Source organism: Chromatiales bacterium (genome assembly GCA_020445605.1).
Classification (GTDB): domain Bacteria; phylum Pseudomonadota; class Gammaproteobacteria; order JAGRGH01; family JAGRGH01; genus JAGRGH01.
Genome location: JAGRGH010000051.1, coordinates 14,868 through 31,694, shown reverse-complemented (window position 1 = coordinate 31,694; position 16,827 = coordinate 14,868). Strand labels below are relative to the sequence as shown.

At 63.5% G+C, this 16,827-nt stretch carries 12 protein-coding genes; 6 read left to right on the top strand and 6 right to left on the bottom strand.

What is annotated here, in order from left to right; all coding sequences use genetic code 11:
- The first annotated feature begins 86 nt into the window (after window positions 1-86).
- Window positions 87-488, top strand: coding sequence for a hypothetical protein (locus KDG50_12550; protein MCB1866246.1), 402 nt, complete (start codon window positions 87-89; stop codon window positions 486-488).
- A 31-nt stretch (window positions 489-519) separates the two neighbouring features.
- Here KDG50_12550 and rsmA read toward each other — a convergent pair whose 3' ends face one another.
- Window positions 520-1,284 carry a 16S rRNA (adenine(1518)-N(6)/adenine(1519)-N(6))-dimethyltransferase RsmA gene (rsmA, locus tag KDG50_12545; GenBank protein ID MCB1866245.1) on the bottom strand — a complete coding sequence of 255 codons (765 nt, stop codon included), beginning with the start codon at window positions 1,282-1,284 and terminating at the stop codon, window positions 520-522.
- Window positions 1,285-1,794: 510 nt separating this feature from the next.
- On the opposite strand from rsmA, the gene KDG50_12540 reads away from it, so the two are divergent.
- Window positions 1,795-3,117: a GMC family oxidoreductase gene (locus KDG50_12540; GenBank protein MCB1866244.1), complete on the top strand. Its 1,323-nt coding sequence runs from the start codon at window positions 1,795-1,797 to the stop codon at window positions 3,115-3,117.
- Complete coding sequence (locus KDG50_12535; GenBank protein ID MCB1866243.1) at window positions 3,114-3,779, top strand: hypothetical protein; 666 nt, start codon at window positions 3,114-3,116, stop codon at window positions 3,777-3,779. The genes KDG50_12540 and KDG50_12535 overlap by 4 nt, the downstream gene beginning before the upstream one ends.
- A gap of 256 nt (window positions 3,780-4,035) precedes the next feature.
- Here the strand turns inward: KDG50_12535 and KDG50_12530 are convergent, their stop codons facing one another.
- Window positions 4,036-5,631, bottom strand: a complete 1,596-nt coding sequence (locus KDG50_12530; protein ID MCB1866242.1) for a hypothetical protein — start codon at window positions 5,629-5,631, stop codon at window positions 4,036-4,038.
- 318 nt (window positions 5,632-5,949) lie between these two features.
- On the opposite strand from KDG50_12530, the gene KDG50_12525 reads away from it, so the two are divergent.
- Together KDG50_12525 and KDG50_12520 are read left to right on the top strand one after the other, a co-directional pair.
- Window positions 5,950-7,332 (top strand): HlyC/CorC family transporter, encoded by a 1,383-nt coding sequence (locus KDG50_12525; protein ID MCB1866241.1) that lies wholly within the window; start codon window positions 5,950-5,952, stop codon window positions 7,330-7,332.
- Window positions 7,333-7,453: 121 nt separating this feature from the next.
- Window positions 7,454-9,721: a hypothetical protein gene (locus tag KDG50_12520; GenBank protein MCB1866240.1), complete on the top strand. Its 2,268-nt coding sequence runs from the start codon at window positions 7,454-7,456 to the stop codon at window positions 9,719-9,721.
- A gap of 10 nt (window positions 9,722-9,731) precedes the next feature.
- Here KDG50_12520 and KDG50_12515 read toward each other — a convergent pair whose 3' ends face one another.
- Complete coding sequence (locus KDG50_12515; protein ID MCB1866239.1) at window positions 9,732-10,415, bottom strand: helix-turn-helix transcriptional regulator; 684 nt, start codon at window positions 10,413-10,415, stop codon at window positions 9,732-9,734.
- A 326-nt stretch (window positions 10,416-10,741) separates the two neighbouring features.
- Between KDG50_12515 and KDG50_12510 the strand changes: the two genes are divergently transcribed.
- The gene (locus KDG50_12510; GenBank protein ID MCB1866238.1) at window positions 10,742-11,506 is read left to right on the top strand and encodes an isoprenylcysteine carboxylmethyltransferase family protein; all 765 of its coding nucleotides are present in this window, start codon (window positions 10,742-10,744) and stop codon (window positions 11,504-11,506) included.
- Between the two features lie 144 nt (window positions 11,507-11,650).
- Here KDG50_12510 and pdxA read toward each other — a convergent pair whose 3' ends face one another.
- Genes pdxA through lptD form a run of 3 tightly spaced genes read right to left on the bottom strand, consistent with a single transcriptional unit; the run spans window position 11,651 to window position 16,798 of the window.
- Window positions 11,651-12,649, bottom strand: coding sequence for a 4-hydroxythreonine-4-phosphate dehydrogenase PdxA (pdxA, locus tag KDG50_12505; protein ID MCB1866237.1), 999 nt, complete (start codon window positions 12,647-12,649; stop codon window positions 11,651-11,653).
- Entirely contained in the window at window positions 12,649-13,935 is a 1,287-nt protein-coding gene (locus KDG50_12500) for a peptidylprolyl isomerase (GenBank protein ID MCB1866236.1), read from the bottom strand. Before KDG50_12500 ends, pdxA begins: the two co-directional genes overlap by 1 nt.
- Window positions 13,919-16,798 carry an LPS assembly protein LptD gene (lptD, locus tag KDG50_12495; GenBank protein ID MCB1866235.1) on the bottom strand — a complete coding sequence of 960 codons (2,880 nt, stop codon included), beginning with the start codon at window positions 16,796-16,798 and terminating at the stop codon, window positions 13,919-13,921. Before lptD ends, KDG50_12500 begins: the two co-directional genes overlap by 17 nt.
- Between the last annotated feature and the right edge of the window lie 29 nt (window positions 16,799-16,827).

Below are 16,827 nucleotides of genomic sequence, written 5' to 3'. Positions count from 1 at the left end.
CGCGGTCTTGCCGCGGCGTTGCGGGCGTGGCACAGTCGGTATGCAAACTGCAATAAGCCACGGTCAAGTGGCGTCAGGAGGTCGGAGTGAATCTCAAGAAGCTAGCCATAGCGACGGTCGTCATCTTCATTGTTGTCTTCGCCTACGAGTGGCTGTTCCATGGGGTGCTGCTCGAGGGGCTCTACGAGCGAACCGCTGAACTTTGGCGCCCGCAGGACACGATGGGCGGCTACTTCGCGTGGCTGATCATCGGGCAGTTGCTGTTCGCGTTCTTCTTCGTCTGGATCTACTACCGCTACATCCGAATTGACAGCATGGGTGGCGGTGCAAGGTTCGGGCTGGCGCTCGGGGCGTTGCTCGGCGCCACGCAGCTGATCATGTTCGCGGTGCAGCCGCTGCTGCCGGCGCTGGTGGTCTACTGGATCATTGGTGGTCTGGTGGAAGGCGCGCTGATCGGCGCGGTCGCCGGTTATCTGTACGAGGCCTGATCAGGCCGTCGATCGTTCGCGGCTCGCGGCGTCAATCCGCCGCGAGCCGCGCGAATTCCTCAACGGAAAGTGCCTCGGCGCGCAGGCCGGGGTCGATGTCCGTACGCTTGAAGCGTGCCTCGTCCACCAAGCCTTCCAGGCTGTTCCGCAGGGTCTTGCGCCGCTGTCCAAACGCTGAGCGCACAATTGCCTCAAAGCGCTCTGGATGGGTCGGGAACGGCGGTTGTGCATGCGGGATCAGTCGCACGATCATCGATTCGACCTTCGGCGCAGGCCGAAACGCCCCGGGGCCAATCACGAACAGGGGTAACACCCGGCAGGCGAACTGCGTCATCACCGACAGCCGGCCGTAGACTTTCGAACCCGGATCCGCGGCCATGCGCTCGACGACTTCGCGTTGCAGCATCAGGTGCATGTCGGTGATCGCCGCGCGCTGTGCAATCAGGTGAAACAGGATCGGAGTTGAGAGGTTGTAGGGCAGGTTGCCGACTACCCGCAGCATTCCCCCCGCGGCCAGCGCGCGAAAATCGACCTGCAAGACATCGGACTCGATCAGGTCCAGCCTGCCAACCGCGGCAGTCGCGGCGCGCAGGGGCTCGAACAGGTCGCGGTCGAGTTCGATGGCCCGCATCGACCCCGAGCGGGCGAGCAGTGGAATCGTCAACGCACCGAGACCCGGGCCGATCTCCACGATCGACTGCCCGGGGCGTGGATCGACGGCATCCACGATGCGGTCGATCACGCCGCGCTCGTGCAGAAAATTCTGGCCGAAGCGTCTTCTGGGCTGGTGTTGCATTCGATCTTGCCGGCCGCGATACAGGGTGCTGCGGGCAATATCGGGCTGTTGAGAGGAGAATTTCAACAACCTTTTGATCCTATTGAAACTCTGAAACGATACGGGGCGTCCCGCGGCCCCGGAACGTTTCGCTCCGTTCGACGGCTGCAAGCCGTTGAAACTGGGGGCGGATGAAAATGAGACTTTGGTGCTTTAGCCGCCCTGACAATCCGGAACGGATTGATCAGAGCTTAGCCGTGAATGTGCTGCCGCACCGCGATTGCGTGGCAATCGCTTGGGCGCCGGGTCCCTCGCAACGGCGTTCAGGCTGGTAGGCGAGGATGCCTTTCCGTCGGTCTGGAAGGTGCAAGTCGGCTATCCTTGCCGAACGAGACGGGTTTGCTGGGTTTGGCTTCGAAACCTCCTGGCTCGGCGACCGCGGCTGTGGCGCGTGCTGGGGTGGGAGCGGGCCTTTGCTGGCCGCGGTCGTGAAGCGTCCGAACCTACCGCTGTTGCGAAAGGAAAAGCGCCTTGATCATCGAAACTCCGAAGTCCAGCTACCCGGTTGTAATTGTGGGTACTGGTCCTGCGGGCATAACGGTTGCCCGACGGCTGGCCGAGCTTGGCCAGCGTGAAATTCTGCTTATTGAGGCGGGGCGAGTTGAATACGACCCTGCGCAGAATGCGCTTGGAAAGATCGTCGCGCAGGGTGACCTTACGTCTGCCTATTTCCAGCAGCATAATTTCAGGATGTTTGGCGGCGTCTCAGCGGTCTGGGGCGGGTTCTGCGCAATGCTGGAGGAACGCGCATTTCGGGCTGGCAGATGGCCCATTGCGTTCGAGGAGTTGGCGCGGTTTTATCCTGAGGCGGCCAGCGTGCTCGATCTGCCCGAGAGCGCGTGGAAAATGCCATCTGTTCCGATTGATGGGACCGATGAGCTGGTCTACCGTCCCTTCTACCTGAGCCCGCCGGTCCGTTTCGGGCAACGGTTTCTCGGCGAGATTCGGGACAGCAATCAAATTTCGCTGTTGCTCGCGCACACGCTTACGCGGATTCAAAGTCACGATGAACGCGCCCTGACGCTGCTGGTGGCCGACGCTGCCGGCGAAATCCTTGAGATCAGGGCAGAGCACGTCGTTCTCGCGGCCGGCGGTATCCAGAATGCGCGTCTGCTCCGGCTTTCGGGTCTCGGCAATGACAACGCTGGTCGCCATCTCATGGAACACCCGCACCTGATCGGCTACGGAAAAATCATGCTGGGTACGCCGGTGATCGACGCCAGCCGCAAGACCAGCGGGCGACGAGTTGATGCGCTGCAGCTGAGCGATGAGCTTTGTCAGGATTTGGGGCTGCTTTCCTTTAGTGTTGGCATTGACGAGGCCCGGGATGCCAATGGCCTGCCCAGCGCGGAAGGTGGAATGTTGCGGGCCGGAGTCACCGTCCGTGCCGAAATGGATCCAGTGTCAGAAAATCGGGTATCACTATCCGCCGAACTGGATGCGCTTGGTCAACCGTTGGCGGACATCAGGTTCCGGTTCGCATACGACGATCTATTCAGGAAATCGTGGTTGCAGTTTGGCGAGAGCCTGTTGCGTAGTGGTCTGGGCCGCGTCACCAGTTACCGTGAGCCGCTTGTCATCACCGGTGGCGGACACATGATCGGCACAACCCGAATGGGGTTGTCGGCGAATGACAGCGTTGTCAACGGGGATTGCCGGGTGCATGGTTTGCGGAATCTGTACATGGCGGGATCGTCGGTTTTTCCGGCCGGCGGTGCTGCAAACCCGACCTTCAGTATTGTCGCTTTGGCGCTTCGGCTTGCCGAACACCTTGACCAGCAGTTATCTAAATGAAACGACGTGATTTTCTAATCGGAGCGGGTTTGTTCTCCGTCGGGGCGGCGATGAGTTCCGGTCTGAATCGATGGCTGAGTGTTGATTCGTCGTTCCTTGACAGCGATACCGAAAGGGTCCTGCTGCGCTTCTATGATCCGACGTTCTCAGGGCTTCGCGACCTGTTTCCGCAGATCAAAAGCTATAACGACGCGTTACAGGAATTGCAGCAGCGTGGCCTGCTGATCCGGGGTCGGCTGGACATGCATCGAATGGGCGAGCTCGCGAAAGCCGAACCGGTGATGGATTTCGCGGGCTGGCAGCATCTTCGCTCGGAACTTCTTGTGTACCTGGCGGCATTTCTGCTGGTCAGCGACGTCGGTTGTGCGGGTGGCTGCAGCGACGCACCCGCGCTTCATTCGAGTCAAGACATTGTGTTTCTCAAAAACGTCGATTTTGGGGAACCCAACATCAAAGCCCTGCGGGTGATCGGATCCACCGATGCGGAGGCGGCTCAACACTGTGCGGCGGCCTGTCTGGGGCAGGCGGGCTGCGAGTACTTCACGCTGGCAGAGGCCGCTCATCCTGTCGACGCCAAACGGCATGTATGTTGGCTGAAGGGGGCGGGCGTTACGGTAACCAAGGCGCCAAACTATATCTCGGGAATTCGTCAGCGTCGGTAGTGTCTCAACGGGGCGCGCTTGCGTTGTCGCGGTCGTGTTCTGGAACGATTGTTCAGCCACACCCGCCATACCAATCGCGAGCACCTCCCGTTGTAGTTGCCGCGCGTCTGGGCCTCACTTTGACGCGCAGGCAGGGTTCGTCACGGGGTGTGGTTCGACTGCATCCACGACGCGGTTCAACATGCCGTTGATCCTCCCGCGGAACCGAGGGTCAAGTGTGTTCGTTTTAGTGGCTCAGGTAGGCGAAGACGTTTGATCATGCGTGCCGATAAACAGAGCGGCGACCGGAAGCACGTTTCGTAGGCGATGTGCGACCGGCGACAGTGAATGAATACCGGGCGCGCGCGATTGACCACCCGATTCCCCCGATCAGCAGCAGGAACGGACTTGCAGGGGCCGGAACAAACAGGAACGGAAACAGTTCTGCGTTGGGGGTCCAGCCTTCCGGTTTGTAGATCCAGATGTCGCCGGTTTGCGTGTGGTAGGTGGTCAGGTAGATGTCGAACTCCGGAATGTACTTGAACTTGCCGAGAACGCCGGTATCCGCCGCTGGCGTTACCCCGTTGATTTCGTAGCCGTTGTCGTTTGCATTCGGCAGGCCAAACTCGGCAAGTGCGAATACATCGATTGGTGTGGCGATCCAGCCGTTCGCGCCAAGCATATCCGGCGGCGTAAGCGCCCAGAGGTTGCCAGCGCCGTCCCACAGTACGATCTGTTCGCGGACCGGGTCGTAGTCCAGACCCCATGCACTTCGCGCCTTGAAGTTGAATAAATTGCTGTCCAGTCCGCCGCCGAACAGCGGACTGCCGTCAGGCAGCGTCGGCTCGAACGGTACGACCGGGTTGCTGAATCCCGGGGTTTCCAGATCAAAGTAATAGAAATCGTATAGACGATTGCTGTTGTTACGCGGCTCCGCGATACGCACAAACAGATTGTTGGCCTCGTCGTAGGCGCCAGGCCCCTGACCCCACACGCCGCTGCTGCCGATGCGGCCGTTGCCCACGACCCGCCAGAAGTCCTGGCTTGGGTCGTTCACATCGACGATGTGGTATTCCCACAGCCAGTGCCGCGTCGACAGATAGACCAGGTCGTGGCCATCGCGCGAGACTACATCCGTTGCGCCCTCAATGGAGTAGTAGTCGTCGATCCGGAACTGCGTTGGATCGTTCAGATAGTTCGGTAGCAGGGGCAGATTGCGGTTCTCCCACATTTCGCCGCCAAGGATGCCGTCGCCCGGGGTGGCGTTGGTGTGCGAGCCGGTGGTGCCGCCAACCATGTTCGGATCAGCCAGGGATGGGTCCCATAGATACGGGCCCACCCGGTTGAACGCGGCGTCCTGCAGGGGGCCTCCGCTGTCCCATGCGGCACCGCCGAAGACGATGAATCGATCGGCGATCGGCAGATACTCGTTGTTGTCGTAAGTATGCGCTGCAGTTGGTGCGTTGTCGGCGCCGTCCACTGCGACATAGGTGAAGGTGCTGCCGAGCTGCTGGACCTGGCTTGGAAGCGAACCGCGACGCCACTCAAGCGTCTTGGCGTCCCAGATGTAGATCTCGTTTCCGGGGTAGTTGCCGTGACCGCCACCGTAGAGATAGAACTGTTGACGCCGGGTATCCCAACCAAATGAGCTGAACGCCTGCATCACCGCGAGCGGACCTGGCGTGCCGCGGGCCGTTTCGAAGTCGCGAAGCGCCGGGGCTGGCCAGGCCGACTGGAAGGTGTTGGTGTTCACGACGGCCCAATGCTGCTCCGGTACGACCGCGAGGACCTCCGAAAGCATTGGAACTGCGTTGACCACCGAGGTCTGGAGCGCGCCGACGAGAAGCGCCGGGCACAGGAATCTACGCAACATCTTGTCTCCCCTAGTTCAGGCCATTCCCCTTTTGGGCGGATTATGGAAGCTTCCTGGGGCTCGCTCAACCGCGCGCGAGACCGCGGGGCTGGTGCAGACCGCACGCGGTGTAGAACCCGGCGGGGACGGCACGCCGCAGGGCGTTACGGTCGCGCCGCGCCATAACCGGTAAAATGTGCGCGCCACGCTGGATCAGCGGCCGAACGGGGGCAAAAAAACCGCGCCCGCGCAGCTGCAACGCTCTGACGACTGTCGGTCAGGTCCGCACCGGGGGTGCGCCAAGGTGGCCTGTCATCGAACGAATTGGGGTTTTCCGAATTGAACACTAGCGCGAGTCTGGTCGCCGTTGTGCTTTTGCTGATTGCCAACGGCTTTTTTGTCGCCGCCGAGTTTGCGCTCGTCAAGGCGCGGCGGTTCCGCATCGAAAGCCTGGCGCAGGAGGGCAGCTCCGCGGCGCGACTGACCACGCGCATCCAGTCCAACCTCGAGGCCTACCTTGCGGCCTGTCAGCTTGGTATCACCATGGCTTCGCTGGGTCTCGGCTGGGTCGGGGAGCCGGCGGTTGCCGCGCTGCTGGAGCCGTTGTTCCAAACGCTGGGCATGCCCGAGGAGATTCTGCATACGACCGCCTTCATCGTCGGGTTCCTGATCTTCTCTTCCCTGCACATCGTGGTCGGCGAGCAGGTGCCGAAGACCTTTGCCATTCGCAAGCCGGAGCCGGTCTCGCTGTGGGTCGCCTATCCGCTGCACGCGACCTACCTTGCGGTCTGGCCCCTGAACTGGCTGCTGAACAAGGCTTCGCGCTCCCTGCTGTCGATGTTCGGCGTGCAGGAGGCCTCACACGCGGAGGTGTTCAGCGGTGAGGAACTGAAGGACATGGTCGCGACCTCGAAGGAGGCCGGCGAATTGCAGCAGGAAAAGGCCGAGATGCTGCACAACCTGTTCGAATTCGACAAGCGTCAGGTCGGCCGGGTCATGATTCCACGCAACACCATGCATTGTCTGGATGTGAGCGCGTCACCCGATGCCAATCTCGAGATCATCCGAACGACCGAGCATTCACGCTTTCCGGTCGTCGACAGTGCCGCGAACGACACCATCGTCGGCATTCTGCTGGCCAGCGACCTGCACCGCGCATTGCTGAACGGCGAACCCGAGCCGTGGCGTGACCTGCGCGGACTGTCGAGAACACCACTGATCGTGCCGGAGACCCAGCGGGTTTCGAAGCTGTTCGAACTGATGCGCCAGAAACGTGCGCACATGGCGTTCGTGGTGGATGAATACGGGGTCTTCATCGGGCTGGTCACGCTGGAAGATCTCATCGAGGAGATCGTCGGCGAGATCCATGACGAAACCGACGATGAAGAATCGACTATTCCTATTCACTCGGTGGGTGAACATCACTGGGAAGCCGACGGGCTCATCTCGCTTGGCGATGTCGTGCGGGCGACGGGATTGATCATTTCACACGAACTCGACGCGAACACGCTCTCGGGGCTGTTTCTCGAGCGTCTTGCGCGCATGCCCGAGATCGGCGACGAAATCGTCGAAGGCGAGTACCGGCTGCGCGTACTCGGGCTGGAGGCGCATCGCGTCGGCCTGACTTCGATCGAGCGAATTCAGCCGGTTGAGGTTTCGGATGCCGCTGAGACCGCCGCGGGCTCTGGGCCGGAAGCGGAAACGCCGCCCGCAGCGGTCTGATACGAGCGCGTTTCGGCTCACTTCGGCTCACCGGGCGGTGATCCAGATCGGATCGCCGCCATTGCAGGTGTGCTAGGTTCGAAAGCAGGTGTCATGCTCGTTATGGGGGGGGGCGCAGCCGATGCAACAATCGACAATCCCGCCTGTAGCCCTGGTTTTTGGGCTCCTGGCAGGTGCGCTGCTCGTGCCGTGTGCGGCCGCGAACCCAGTCAATGACTCGGTCATCGTCGATTCCGATCGCGTCTTTCATCGAATCTACGTAATAGGCGCTGGAACCCGTTCGGAGATCAGTCACTGGAACGACGATCTCGGGGAACTGAAAGCGGAGATCGAGAAACCGGGCAATCAAGCTGCCGGCAGCACCAGCGTCACGCTGAACCAGCCAACCATCAAGAAGCTGAGTGCCACGATTGCCGCAGTGGCCGCAAGCGCCAGACCCGGGGAACAAATCACCTTTTACTACTCGGGCCATGGCATGGGCGGCAAGGCGAAGGGCGTTCGCAATCTGGCGACGCAGACGAGCGACGAGCCTTACAACGAGACGATCTGGCTTAATGATCAGGATGGCGATGGCGAGATAGGAGCCACTGGCCTTGAGGTGCTCGAGGATGACTATTTCGCGACACTCTGGCCGGGTCCGCCAGCCGGTGGTGGCGTCACATTGATCATGGACGCCTGTTACGCGGGCGGTTTCGTCGGCGGCGGCGCCGACCTGAAACAGAAGGCAAACCTTCGGCTGATCGCCCCATTCTCGCAGTGCCCGACCGACGGCGCATTCACCACAACCCTGACGGAGGCTGTCGTGTCTGCCGTGCAGACCTCGCGTGAGGGGGGCGCGAAATTCGTCACGGCGCAGGCGGTATTGAACCAGCTCAACAAGGACGGGTGGATTCTCGGCGAGCCGTTCGACAACGATGCCGACATCGAAATGGCAGTTGCGCTGGGGACAAACAGCAAGGACGGGCCTGCCGCACCGGTCGCCGATACGCCGGACGATGCAAAGTCGGAAACCGGGTCCGCAAGCACCGCTGCCGGGCTCAAGGCGCTGTACGCGGTCCGCCAGTCCGCTTCGCTCAGATTCTTTCAGCGCCTGGAGGCGGGGGCCTACGGCGATCCGGATTCCGGCGCGGAGAACTACTGGAGCGACCGCGATGCGTACCTGAAGCAACTGCAGGCAATCTGCCAGACCCATGGAGTTTCCGAACATCTGTTGAGAACCGAGTTTGCGCTGGACAGAACCGATTCGGCGACCATTGCCTTCAAGGCCATCCGCGACCTCACCGTGCCGGGGACGGGTCGTCTACGGCGGGTCGACGCAGGGCTGGATGTTTCAGCCTGGCTGGAGGATCACGCGCTTGACGTACCCTATCGCGTGAGCGTCGGGGCGCTGATCGATGCCACGCGCGAACCGCCGCCGCCAAAGGCTCATCGTCCGGTTGTACGGGAGTCGGGGCCCGCTCCTATCTCGGGAACCGGCGAACACCTTCTGCGCATCAGTACCTTCGGCGGCAACACCGTGGTCGTGAAGGACGCAGGCGGTGTGTTGCTCAAGGGCAAGAAACTTGAACTGCGCCAGAATGACAAGCTGATTGACACACTGGAGACAGGAGAGCACGGGGACGTCGAGATTCCGGAACAGCTGCGCCAGGGTAAATACAAACTCTCAATAGACGGCCATACGCACGGCACGCTGGACTGGACCGGTGACAGGATCGAGATTGACCGGCAGCAGTCGATGCGGGTGTCGCCTGACACCGAGGTGTTCATCGGCATCGCGGCGGTGAGGACGTGGTTTGACGGCACACGACGAAACGTTAAAAACACCATCCCGCAGATCAATGCAACGCCCGGCTTTGCAAATGCCGCCGGCGGCGCCGATACCGCGTCGAACGGCGTGGGAATACGCGTGGGGGTGAGTCACCGGGTCGGCGACTACAGGCTGACGGCGGTGGCCTTTGCCGAGGACGCGGGTACGCGACGCGGGAAAATCGACGGTGACGCTGCGGCCGGCAATCGCTTCGAGCTGGGCGTCACGTCAAGGACTGACATTACCGGATTCGAGGTTGGCGCATCGCGTGGGCTCAGGGACGGGTTGCCGCTGACGGTCGGTGCCGGGCTTGGGTATGCGACGGTCCGGATCAAGGACAAGAGCACATTGACCTTTATCGATCCGGACGGGAATCGTGCCCCCGGAGGCACGATGGGCGAGACTGTGCGCGACGGGGCGTGGTTCGGATCCCTGGATATTGGTTACCAGCACAGGATCGCAGGTCTCAAAAACGGCGCTGTTTCCCTTGGGGCGGGTTACCGTCGGACCCTGGAACGGGTCGCCAATGCGCCGATGCACAGCGCCTACGCGGAGCTGGGGGTCGCGGCCTTTTTCCACTGACCCATCCGGGTCAGATTCCCGCCGCTGATGGAATCCCGGCGAACACACTCGGTGTCAGCCAGCTTTTGATGTCTCGCGTGAGTACGCTCGGCCCGATGATTTTCAGTCGGCCGGTCTGGGTGGCCTCGCGATAGGAGGTGTCGCCCATCCAGACCTCGATCATCGTTCTGAGGTCGACGGTGAAGTAAATATCGATTTCCTTCCCGGGATCGCGTATGCACAGCTCGGTTTTCGCTTCGGCGACGATCAGCCACCAGTCGCGGAACTTCTCGAGGTCGGTGAACGTGAACCGCACCACGGCCTGGCCGCCCGGGAGCATGTCGGGCTTGATGCTGCGCTCGAGGTAGAGCATCAGCAGTTCCACGTCCAGATCGCCCTCGTCCATGCCGCCGCGCGCCCAGCGCATGCCCCATTCGCCGAGCTGGAGCAGGACCGGTAGAAGCTGCTGGCACATTTCGGTCGGCAGGTATTCAAAGCCGCGCTGACCGGCAATGCGCCGGCGCAGGATCACGCCGTTGTCGGCGAGGTCATTCAGGCGCTTAGTCAGGATGGTAGGAGAGATCAGGTTCAGACCGCGTTGAAGCTCGTTGAAGCGACGCGCACCCATCAGCAACTCGCGCACGATCAGGAGCGTCCAGCGCTCGCCGAGAATCTCCATCGCCTTCGCGATCGGGCAGAACTGGCCGTACTCCACTTTTTCGCTCCCACGGGTCCGGAATCCAAATCAGGTTACTACGGAATGTGTAGCTGGTTGCTACGGATTTGCGAGTTTAGAGGAGTCCCGGGTTGATCTAGCCTGTTCACCAGCGAGACGGACTGCCGGCTCGAGACATCCCATACAGGCAACCTCGGAGAACCCGACATGCAACCCCCGATCTTTGCAAAGGCCGTTTCCGCTGGCGGCAGCTGCGTGCCGGCCCGCGCCGGGCGGGGTGATCTTCGGCGCCTCTGGCTCGAACTGTTGGCCGGCCTTTGCTGGAACGCGGCCTGACCCCCTTCACGACCTTGACGAGGAGAACCATGATGAGCAACCGCACCCTGATCTTTGTGTACGGACTGATGTCCTATGCCCTGTTCGTCGGGGTATTCGGATACACGATCCTGTTCATCGGCAACATCGGCGTGAGCCGGTCGCTCGACACTGTCGCGGACGGCGATCTGGCAACGGCACTTCTGGTCGATCTCGGCCTGCTCAGCCTTTTCGCGGTCCAGCACAGCGTCATGGCTCGCCCGGCATTCAAGCGCCTGTGGACCCGGATCATCCCGCCGTCGGCGGAACGCAGTACGTATGTGCTGGCTTCCAGCCTCGCGCTTGCTGCACTGGTCTGGTTCTGGCAGCCGTTGGGCGGGATCGTCTGGCAGGTCGAGGACGAATTCGCGGTAGCCGTGCTGTATGCCGTGTTCGTGTTCGGCTGGGCCTTGCTGTTTGTGTCGACCTTTCTGATCAACCATTTTGATCTGTTCGGTCTGCGCCAGGTCTGGATGAACCTCGTCGGCAAGCGCTATGAACCGCTCGGGTTCGTCACGCCATCACTGTATCGCCATGTTCGCCATCCGCTGTACGTCGGCATGCTGCTCGGCCTGTGGGCAGCACCGACGATGACGGTGGCGCACCTCGTGTTTGCCTTGCTCTCGACCGCCTATATCGCGATCGGCGCCCGGCTGGAGGAGCGTGATCTGGAGGCTGCGCTTCCCGGATACGCGCAGTATCGCAGGGAAGTTCCGATGTTCATCCCGCGTTTGGGCAATCGCGCCGACACCGATGCGCCGGCGAGCGCCATCTAAGGAAACTCTGAATTGTCAGAGTTTCCCGCAGCACATGGACGTGCCGCCACAACCACGGCTGCAAGCCGTTGAAAATGAGAGAGAACGAAAAATCACACTTTTTCGTTTCGTAACGCAGCCGCGACAGGGTCGTCCCTGTCGCTCCTATAACTGCGACCGCGCCACCATGGCCCGCGCGTAGTCGATCGCGGTTCGCAGCGATCCGGTGTCGGCACGGCCCGTGCCGGCAAGCTCAAGTGCCGTGCCGTGGTCGACTGAAGTCCGCACGATGGGCAGACCGAGCGTGACGTTCACCGCATGTCCGAAACCGGCGTATTTGAGCACCGGCAGTCCCTGATCGTGATACATCGCGAGGACTGCATCCACGCCGGCCAGCTGGGCGGGCGTGAATGCGGTGTCGGCCGGAGCCGGCCCGCGTGCGTCAATCCCGCGTTCGCGTGCCGCTTCGATTGCCGGCGCGATGAGCTCGATCTCTTCGCGCCCGAGGTGTCCACCTTCGCCGGCGTGCGGGTTCAGGCCGAGTACGGCAATGCGCGGTTCGGCGATGCCCAGCCGTGATCGCAGGTCGCGGGCCAGGATGTCGAGCGTCTGCCCCAGCGATTCGGCGGCAATCGCGCTCGGCACGGCCGCCAGCGGCAGGTGCGTGGTGGCGAGCGCGACGCGCAGTTCGCCGGCCGCCAGCAGCATTACCGGCGTGCTGTCGGTCAGCGCGGCCAGATATTCGGTGTGCCCGGTAAAGCCGATGCCGGCGTCGTTGATCACACCCTTGTGCACCGGCCCCGTGACGAGCCCGGCAATGCGGCCGCTGACGCAACAGGCCACGGCACGCCGCAGCGTTTCAATGACGTACGGCGCATTCGCGGGGTTCAGCACGCCGGCTTCGACCGGCGCGAACAACGGCACCGGCCACACGGCGAGCGAACCGGCCGGTGCCGGCGCGGGATGCTCGGGATCGGCCGGCACGACGCGCACGTCCAGGCCCAGGCGCTCGGCGCGCTGTTCCAGCAGGTCGGGATCGGCGTAGACGATGACCGGCGGGGCATCGCCGCTGGCCGCCAGCGTCAGGATCAGGTCCGGCCCGATGCCGGCGGGCTCCCCGGGCGTGTACGCAAGCGCCGGCCCGGTGCCCGTGACACGGGCCACTAAATTCGGACCTCGACGTAGGCCTCGTCGCGTAGTTCCCGAAGCCAGCGTTCGAGTGCTTCCTCGCCCTTGCGCTCGAGGATCGCGCGGCGCGCGATTTCGCGCGTCGCCTCGACGGTGTTGTCGAAATCACGCCGGCCGAGCAGTTCGACGAGTTGCCAGCCCAGACCGGTCCTGAACGGCTCGGAGACGTCGCCGGGCTCGAGGTTGTTGACCTGTGCGAGAAACTCCGGCAGCAGGTCGGCCGGATTGCGCCAGCCCAGATCGCCGCCGGCGATCGCTGTGGCGCTGTCGTCGGAATGTGCACGCGCGAGCGCGCCGAAGTCCTCGCCGCCCAGGGCGCGCAGACGCAGCTGTTCAAGGGCGTTGCGGGCGTCGTCATCGGAGACGAGCTCGTTGGTGCGGATCAGGATCTGGCGCACGTGGTTCTGCACCACGATCTGCCGATCGCCACCGCGGTAGTCCTCGAGCAGAACGATGTGGAAACCGCTCGGGCTGCGGATCAGGTCGCCAAGCTGGCCGCGCTCGAGCTGGTTGACCATGCTCGAAAACAGCGTGGGCACGCGGGCGGATTCGAGCCAGCCCAGATCGCCGCCGTCGAGCGCGGTCTGGCTGTCGGATTCGCTCACCGCGACCTCGGCGAAATCCGCTCCGCCACGCAGCCGCGCAAGTATCTCTTCAGCACGGGTGCGGGCCTGTTCGATCTCTTCGCTTGATGCGCCATCGGGCGTGGCGATGAGGATGTGCCGCAGATGGAACGATTCCCGACCGCTCACCGCGCCGGCCTGCTGCGCGAGAAAGCGCTCGATCTCTTCGTCGGTCACGCGCACGGAATTCGTCACGCGCTGCGCCTTCAGCCGCGTGATGATCAGCTGCCGGCGCAGGTCCTCGCGGAACACCTCGTAATCCATGCCCTCCGCGGCAATGGCGCGACGGAATTCCGGAACGCTGAGATTATTGCCCTGGGCGATGTTGCGGATGGCGCGCGCGAGCTGTTCGTCGTCGACCTGCACGCCGCTCTGCTGTGCGATCTGTACCTGCAGCTCGCCGAGAATGAGGCGTTCGAGCACCTGGCGGCGCAGCACGTCGAGTGGGGGTAGACCCGTGCCGCTGGCCTGCAGCTGTTCGGCGGTCTGGCGCAGGCGCTGCTCGACGTCGCTTTCGAGAATCACGCTGTCGTTGACGACGGCGGCAATCGCATCGATCGGCTCCGGCTCGGCCCGCAGGGTGGCGCTCAGTGCCAGCAGGGCGAACGCGGCCCGGCGCAGCCTACTGCTCGACTTCATAGCCATAGATGCCTTTTTCAAGGAAGTGGTCAATACGTTCTCCGATGCTGCTCAGGCCCTTGAGTTCCAGCTGCAGCATCACGCCAAGGTTGTGATCGGCGCCATCGTCGGTGACATAACGCCGCACGACCACGCGGGTGCGCCAGCAACAGGCGTCGTATTCAAGGCCGCCGAATACCTCGAGCCAGTCATCGTCGTCGAACGACCAGTAGCCGCGGCCGACGAGGTTCCAGCGCTGGCCGACCGGCACGCGCGCCGAGAAATCGGCCTGGTCGAGCAGGTCGCGGCGGTATCGATAGGCGGCGTTCAGGAGCAGTCCGTCGTCGTCACGGTAGTGCACGGCGGCGGCGGCGCGATAGAACTCGCTGTCGTCGTTGTTCCATTGCAGGGCGGAACGCACGCTGACCTCGTTGGTGATGCGTGCGCTGAGTTCGGCGACCGTGTCGGAGGTGGAGTCTTCGACCTCGGCGACACCGGGCAACTGCACACGACGGTCGGCGAAGTAGATGATCTCGCCCAGGGCCAGTCGCAGGCGCTCGGCACCGTCGCGTGGGTCGATCAGACGCGAGGTGATGCCGAGTGACACCTGGTTTGCGTCGCCGATGCGGTCGGTGCCGGCAAAGCGGTTCTCGGCGAACAGCGCCGGGAACGAGAAGTCGAGCAGGGCGGCATCAAAGTCCGGAATGTCGGTCTGGTCGCGATACGGCGTGTACAGATAGAAGGCGCGTGGTTCGAGCGTCTGCGTGTAGGCGCTGCCGAACCAGTTGGTATCGCGCTCGAAGATCAGCCCCGAATCGAGGCTTGCCGTGAACAGCGTCCGGTCCGGGTTGTCGTCAAGGCCAGGCGCCTGATCGGTGAGATCGTAGGCGGTATAGCGCCCGGCGAGTTTCGGCGTGACCCAGCCCCAGGGCCTCTCGTACGGCAGCGCGATCCACGGGGCGACATCCAGACGCTTGCCGGTCACGAAATCCGGGTGATCGAATGCGGTCCAGTCGGCATGTCCGCCGAAATGCAGCATCCACGGCGTTGCATGGTCGGCCAGTTCGAAACGCACCTGTGGCAGTTTGCTGTAGGGGTCGACCAGTGTGTTGGTCGGGTCGACGGTCTGATAGTCGTCAACGCGTGCCAGTGCGGTAAAACCATTGCCGAGATAGGTCAGGCTCGCGCGCCGCGAGATCAGGCGTTCGCTTGCGACCGAAAGCGAATCGCCGAAGTCGTCGACGTAGTCGTCGTCCGAGACATTCGCGGCATCGATGTTCAGGCGCAGGTTCGGCAGGAAGTTCTGCTTGTGCCGCAGTGCGATCTGTCCGCGGGTGTCGTTGTTGTGATCGTTGTCGCTGGGCAGGATTTCGCCGGCGAGCTCGCCCTCGTAGGACCGGCCGAGATAACGGAACTCCGCGCCGAGCATCGCACCACGCTCGCTGAGCACGCGCGGGTACAGCGTCGCGTCGTAGTTCGGTGCGAGGTTCAGATAGTAGGGAACCGTGATGTCGACGCCGTTGCGATCGCTGTAGGCGATCGATGGCAGCAGCACGCCGCTCTTGCGACGGTCGTCGATCGGGAAACTTGCATACGGCGCGTAGATCATCGGCACGCCAAGAAACTCGACCTTGGCGCGGCGCGCGACACCGATACCGGTTTCGGTGTCGATCTCGAGTTCGTCCGCGCGCAGCACCCAGTCTTCGTTGCCGGGGCGGCAGCTCGTGTAGGTGAAGTTCTCGTAACGGCTCTGGGTGCGGCTTTGCAGTTCGGCGCGGCTCGCCTCGCCGCGGGTGTTCTGGCCGAACAGCCGGTAGGTGGCCGATTCGATCGCGCCGCGGTCGGCGCCTAGATCCATGTTCGCGGTCGCGCCATCGATCACGACGATGGCGTCGCGATACTGCACGTTGCCCGACGCATCGATGCGTCCGCTGACCGGGTCGTACACGGCGCGGTCGGCGGCGATGGTCTGATCGGCGCGTTCGCCGCGTACGGCACCTTCGAACTCCGTGCGTCCGGCCGCATCGCGCTGGGTCGCGTTTGCGCTCAGGCGCAGCGGCGCGTTCGCGCGCGCCTGCTCGTCGACCTTCGGCAGTTTCACACCACGCACCGGTCCGCAGGCATTCCAGGGCGCGGATTCGAGCGCCAGCGGATCGGGGCGGGGTGCGTCAACGGTCGGCTGAGTCTCGATCAGCTCGACGGGTGCCGTTTCGGGGCCGGCCTGCGCGATCAGCGGCGTCTCGACGGCCGCCAGGGGGGCGAGCGTCTCCGCGGCGGTCGGGGATGGCGGAACGGCGGTGGTCGCGGAATCCGGCAGCGTTGCGGGCGGCGGCGCGACCACAGTCGCAGGCTCGGCAACCGGTGACGGCATGGGCTCGGTGGGCGCGGGTGGCGCCGGCTTGACTGCGGCCACCGGCGGTGCGACTGCGGCCGGCGGTTCGCGCACTGCGGGCGGCGCCGTCGGCGGTGTGCTGGGTGTCGGCGGCGTCGCTGCGACCAGTGGTGCACGTCGCACGGGCGGTGGTGGCGGTGTGCGGTCGACGGGTTCGGCGCGCGCCGGTTCGGCGTCGTCCGCCAGCGACTCGAACTGCGGGGTCGGGCCGCGGAAGGTCGATCGTGTGGCCGGCCGCGCCACCGGCCAGGCCGGCTGTGATCGCGCGGGGGATTCCGCGGCGGAGGTTTCGTCCGCGGTGTCCGCGGTCCGGTCGTCGCGCGGCACGCGGCTCGCGGGTGGCGCGCTGCCCGGCGGCGGTGCTGCCGCGGCGCGGCAATCCCAGCGGCCCTGGGCATTCTGGGCGCAGTCCCAGTCCGGCGCGGCCCAGACGCGACCGCTCGTGACGGCAATCCACCCGATTCCGAACGCAAGCAGTCTGCTGAGCTTCATGGTGTGCGGTGCAAAAATTCAGTACCGTA